Source organism: Bifidobacterium aesculapii (assembly GCF_001417815.1).
Lineage (GTDB): Bacteria > Actinomycetota > Actinomycetes > Actinomycetales > Bifidobacteriaceae > Bifidobacterium > Bifidobacterium aesculapii.
Map to the genome: position 1 here is coordinate 1 of NZ_BCFK01000083.1, position 5226 is coordinate 5226.

Consider the following 5226-nt stretch of genomic DNA (forward strand, 5'->3'; position numbering starts at 1 on the left):
TCGCCGCCTGCAGTGGTCACGTTCACCGATCGGTTCATGAAATGTTTGTCGGTGTACGTGTATCGGAACGCGCCGCGTGCGATCTCCTGTCCGTCGGCGCCTCCCTGGCGCACCTGCAGGCCGAGGTCGACGATCTGCGGGTTGTACGAGTGGCTGCCGATGAACGCGTCATTGGAGAAGCTCACCACCATGTTGTAGGTGCCGGCAGGCACGCCGGACACGGTCATGGCGCCCTTGTTGTTCTGGATGACGGTGGGTACGTGGTCCAAGGTGGCCTCGACGCGCGTCTGGTCGCCGTAGCCGGCCTTGCCGCTTTCGTTGGTGACGAACTGGTTGCCCAGACCGGTCACGAACGATTTGCCGCTCGCGTCGGAGGCGTCGTCCCTGGCGGCCGCCGCACCGCCGGAAAGCTTGGCGTTCTCGGCTTCGATTGTGATGGCGGCCTTGTCCGAGACCGCGGCGCGGGCCGTCGTGACGCTTTGGACCAGCGTTCCGGCGGCCCCGCCCAGTGTGAGGCGGTTGATGCCTTCCGACAGTGCCATCTTCACACGGGAGGTCTGCAATCCGTCGACACCCGCAGTCAGGGTGGCGGCCTGCTGGCCGTTCACGGACAGCGCGATCGTCGCGCCCTTGGCGGCGTGGTAGGAGACGGTCACCTCGTGGTAGCCGGCGTTCCAGGCGTGGGCGAACACGTCGGCAGTGCCGCCGTTCAGATCGGCGAAGCCGTTCGTGCCGTTCCCTGCGTAGGAGAGTTTGGCGCCGTCGGACAGGCGGATGCCGGTGGCCGGATAGGTCACCTGGTCGGCGGGGGAGTCGCCGCCCTTGGAGACCTGATAGAGCAGCAGCTTGTCGGACTCGTTGTCGAGGTCGGTGGCTTCGACGGTGATCGCGTGCTTGCCCTTGGTCAGGCCGGCAAGTACGATTTCGGCGCTGCCGCGGTACTTCCACTTGGCGGCTTCCTTAAGCGCCAATTCGGCCGGGACCTCAAGGTCTCCGGCGGACTTCCCGTCGACGGTCACATGGTTGACGCCGGGGAAGCCGGCCGGTGCGGTGATGAGCTGGAGGCGGTAGTCGCCGTCCGCCGGCACATCCACCTTCCAGGTCATTTTGGCACCGTTCTTGAAGTTGCCGACATCGGCGTTGCCGGAGAACATGAAGTTGCCCCAGGAACCGGTGTTGTCGCTCTTCGAATAGGATTTGGCTCCATCGGTCAGTTCGGTGTCTTCGGCCTCGATCGTCTGCAGCGCGCGTCCGTTCGCCGCGTCGTCCACGGCGACGGCGATGTCCTGATGCGGGGTGACGACGAGCTGGTAGGAGGCGTAGCGGTCCACGCTGAGGGTGGTCACGTCGAGGGTGCCGTTCTTGACTTCGGCGTTGGAGATAGTATTGACGACGCGTGGGGTGGCGGCCACGCCGTCCGGGCCGGTATAGGCGTTCTCGCGTACGGCGACGTCCACGTGGTCGCCGAATACGTTCGCATCGAGTCCGGTCAGATGTACGGTCACCGGTACATTCGCGCCGATTCTGGTGTCGTCGTTCGTGCCTCCGTACAGCACGGTGGCCTTGCGGTTCGTCTTGTCGATCGCGGCGATGCCTTGCAGGTTGTCGACGCTATCCGGATGCTCGCTGGTGACCTTCACGGTCTGCGTGCCGCGCAGATCGCCGTACCACTTGTACATCCACCAGCCGCCGTTGGCGGCATTCGCGCGGGCCATATTGTCGTTGAGGTTGCCGGCATAGTTCCAATAGGCGGTCTGCGCCTGGACCTTGGTGCCTTCGAACATGCTCATCCATTGCACGAGCTGGCCGGGCACGGACATGTCGCGCAGCTCGCCGAATTCGGAGATGTTGATGGCACGCGGGGAGATGCCGAGTTCCTTTTCGAAACCGCGGTATCGCTCGTAATGGCTGCGGTAGCTCTTCAGCGAGCCGTTGCCGAGCTCATGCCAGACGGTCACATCCGGCAATGTGCCGGAGGCCTTCGAACTCTCCAGCAGCGCCTTGGTACGGTTGGCGCGCCAGACGCTGTCGCCGGGGCCTGCAATCAGCGCATGGTCGGCGGTCGGCCGGATGCCGTTCGCATTGGCTTTCTCTCCGGACTTGTACTGGTTCCAGACGTTTTGGATGGTCGCATAGGCGTCGTCCCAATCGGTGAGGAACTGCTTATAGATGGCCGCACCGGCATTGTCTCCGGATGCGTACCAGTTGCCGCCGTCCGGCTCGTTGAACGGCATGAAGACGATGTCGTCCGGGTGCGAGGTGTTGGCGAGGATTTTGTTCATCACCACTTCGAGCACTTCGTCGAAGTCCCAGCGGCCATTGGCTTGGCCGTCGGTGTAGGTGCCGTAGGAGGCGTCGTTCGGGGATACGTCGAGCTTGTAGGTGCGGGTGTCACCGGGACGCTTGCCGCCGTTGTAGCTCCAGTCGGGATAGAAGTCCTGCAGGTTGACCACCAGTTGTTCGCCGCCGTTGGCGAAGAACGAGTTCTCCACGGAGAGCACGTCGGCGCTGGGATGTTGCAGTCCGTCGGCGGGTTTCTGCGATGTCACCTGTACTCGTGCGCCGTCGAGAATCGCCTCCGTCGGCGAACCGTCGTCACCCAAGCCGTACAGCATGCCGGAAGCGCCGCCATGGAAGTCGCCGGTTTCGGTGGCATAGTCGGCGGTGATGGTCTGCGCCGGTTTGGGGTTATCAGCCGCTTGGGCGCTTGCCGTCGTGACGCCGCCGATGAACAGCGTGGCGATTGCCGCGGTCGTGCCGAAAGTCGACCGCAGTATGCGTTGTGTGATGCTCATGAGTCCCTTTTCCTCGTTGACTTTCCTCATTGATTGGAAGACGACATGGCTCTTACTTCGAACCACGCCACTGATTCTACGCGCGTAGACAAATAGTGTAAATCGATGGAATCCATACGGCGTGTCGCAAATGCAGGTCTGGGAAGTTTTATGGTTTACTGGCGTAGATATCGACGATATCGAAGGTGTGGCCGGTACCGGGCGACAATGTGAAACAACGGGTGGAAACGTCGCCGACCGACGAAATGTCGTCAAGCGTGAAGGAGTCGTCATGGGCGAGGCGGAGCAGCGGGATGGGCAGTCGAGCGCGTCTCGACGTCGCAGGGCCACCCGCGCGGACGTCGCGCGTCTCGCAGGAGTCTCGACGGCCGTGGTCAGTTACGTGTTCAACAACGGTCCGCGTCCGGTCGCGCCGGAAACGGCGCGGCGGGTCCGCAGCGCAGCCGAGAAACTTGACTACCGGCCGAATTCCGTGGCCCGGGCATTGAGCACCGGTTCCTCACGCACGTTGGGCGTCATCGTGCCCGACCTGTCCAACCCGTTCTTCTCCGATGTATACGGGGAATTGGAATCCATCGCCTCCCACAGTGGGTATTCGGCGTTGTTCATGGCTTCCCATCAGAATCCGAGCAAGGAACAGAACCGCATCGCCCGGCTTATCGCCCGCGAAGTGGACGCCATCATCGTCGCCTCCGCCCGCCCCGCATCCGAACTGTCCTCCATCCCACGCAAGGAATGTCCGTTCGTGTTTCTGGACCAGACCAGGCCGGTGCCCGGAGCGAAATGCGTGTCCACCGACTTCCAATCGGCCGTGGAATCGGCGGTGCGGCACCTGCTCGGCCACGGTCATACCGCGATCGCCATGCTTTCCGGCAAAGCCGGTGACGGTCTTGCCGATCCGCGCATCCAAGGATGGCAACGCGTGCATGAGCAGGCCGGCATCACCGCAGGGCCCGTCATCGACGCCGGTTTCACACGGCAGGGCGGGTATGAGGCGATGCTCGCACTATTGGATTCCGGCCGATGCCCGGGTGCCGTGTTCGCCGATTCCGATCTGGAGGCGATCGGTGCCCTGCGCGCGCTGCATGAGCGGCACATCCGCGTTCCCGAGGATGTCGCCCTCGTCTCGTTTGACGGCACCGTCGACTCCGCGTTCAGCTGGCCGCCGCTCACCGTCGTTCGGCAGGACGCCCACGCTATCGCCGAACGTATATTCCACGCGTCGGTCGAACCCGACCGCGTGCCCGACCTTCAGCTCGTCGCCGCGTCGCTCGTCGCACGCCGCTCCTGCGGCTGCGACGACGACTCACGGACGACGAGTTCACCGGGAAGCTCCGTATAGCGCGTCCAATTGTCGGTACGGCCACGCCCGGCCACCACGTCGTCGATCTGATCGGCCAGCATGTCGAACGCGACGCTGCCGGCCTTGCGGAAATCCTGACGCACCGTCGTCAACGCCGGATCCCATACCCGCGCAAGTGGATGGTCGTCGAATCCGACGACGCTCACGTCGTCCGGCACGCGGCGTCCCACGTCGCCGAGTCCGCGGATGATTCCCATCGCGATCTCGTCGTTGCCGGCGAAAATCGCGGTCACGTCGTCACGGACTCCCAACTTGCGCCCGATTTCGCGCCCGCTGTACGGATCCCACTTCGCCATCACCGGCTCCGGTGCGAACACGCCGGCATCCGACAACGCCTGCCGCCAGCCGGACAGTCGGCTGTAGCCGCCCGAACCACCGGGAACAGACACGTGGATTACCGTTCGATGCCCCAGCGACAACAGATGGCGGGTGACGTCGCGGCCGCCCTCGTTCTCCTGCAACGAGACCTGCGCGACATCCGGGTTGCGATTGCCGGCGACAAGTACCACCGGCATATCGGTGGGGAGGAACGCGGACGCCTCGGCACTGGCCGCGTCATAGTTGAGCAGGATCGTGCCGACCGGATTCTGATCCAGCGCCCGGCGCACGCTGCGGTGGATATCCTCACGGGAACCGCCGGTGATCATGTTGATGTTGATTTGGTATTCGGCCTCGCGCGCGCGCAATTCGATGCCATGCAGCATCTCCGACTGACCGTACAGCGTGGTATCGGTCGTCAACACCGAAATCAGGTGTGTGCGTTCCCGTACCAATGCGCGGGCGATGGGATTCGGGCGGTAGTCGAGCAATTCGATCGCCTTGGCGATGCGCTGGCGCTTTTCCTCGCTGACACGCTCGCGGTCGTTGAGGTATCGGGAGACCGTAGGCACGGATACGCCGGACAATGCCGCGACGTCCTTGATTGACGCGGTCTTCGCGCGGTTTGCTGTTCTAGGCATGGAACTCCCGTTTCATGAAGTGATGTTCCGGAGGCGGAATCGTGTACACGGTAGCATGGCGGCGTCACGTCGGAAGGCCCGGCCGCGATCCGTAAAGGACGCGGCCGGG

3 protein-coding genes are annotated in these 5226 nt (G+C 63.6%); 1 reads left to right on the top strand and 2 read right to left on the bottom strand.

Annotated features, from left to right (window positions below):
• The coding region (locus BFAL_RS10415; protein ID WP_055428305.1) for a hypothetical protein at positions 1-2795 on the bottom strand (2795 nt) is incomplete at its 3' end.
• Between the two features lie 271 nt (positions 2796-3066).
• Between BFAL_RS10415 and BFAL_RS10420 the strand changes: the two genes are divergently transcribed.
• Positions 3067-4137 carry a LacI family DNA-binding transcriptional regulator gene (locus tag BFAL_RS10420; RefSeq protein ID WP_055428306.1) on the top strand — a complete coding sequence of 357 codons (1071 nt, stop codon included), beginning with the start codon at positions 3067-3069 and terminating at the stop codon, positions 4135-4137.
• On the opposite strand, the gene BFAL_RS10425 is transcribed toward BFAL_RS10420, so the two are convergent.
• Positions 4047-5117: a LacI family DNA-binding transcriptional regulator gene (locus tag BFAL_RS10425; protein WP_055428307.1), complete on the bottom strand. Its 1071-nt coding sequence runs from the start codon at positions 5115-5117 to the stop codon at positions 4047-4049. The genes BFAL_RS10420 and BFAL_RS10425 overlap by 91 nt on opposite strands.
• Positions 5118-5226: the final 109 nt, after the last annotated feature.